This window comes from Halomonas sp. SIMBA_159 (assembly GCF_046536035.1).
In the GTDB taxonomy this organism is placed as follows: domain Bacteria; phylum Pseudomonadota; class Gammaproteobacteria; order Pseudomonadales; family Halomonadaceae; genus Vreelandella; species Vreelandella venusta_A.
In genome coordinates, this window is record NZ_JAWJBT010000433.1 from 1 (window position 1) to 277 (window position 277).

Annotated in this window: 1 protein-coding gene; it reads left to right on the forward strand. The window is 69.7% G+C overall.

The window, feature by feature from the left end; all coding sequences use genetic code 11:
* Window positions 1–277, forward strand: a 277-nt coding sequence (locus R0J87_RS19925; protein ID WP_498888417.1) for a tyrosine-protein phosphatase, incomplete at both ends; no start/stop codon positions are given.

Below are 277 nucleotides of genomic sequence, written 5' to 3' on the forward strand. Positions count from 1 at the left end.
CGGCGATCATCGATCTGCGCTCGCCGCTGGAGGTCTCGGTCACCGGCCGCGGACCGCTCGCCGACTACCCCGTCGCGTACCACCACCTGCCGCTGATCGCTGATGTCGGGGAGTCGATGAACCGCGACGCTCCCGAGCTCAGCCACGACGCCATGGGGCAGATGTACCTGCGCATGGTCGAGGTGGCTGCGCCCCAGCTCGTCACCGCGCTGAACGTGATCGCCTACACCCCGGGAACTGCGGCGTTCCACTGCGCAGCCGGACGTGACCGCACCGG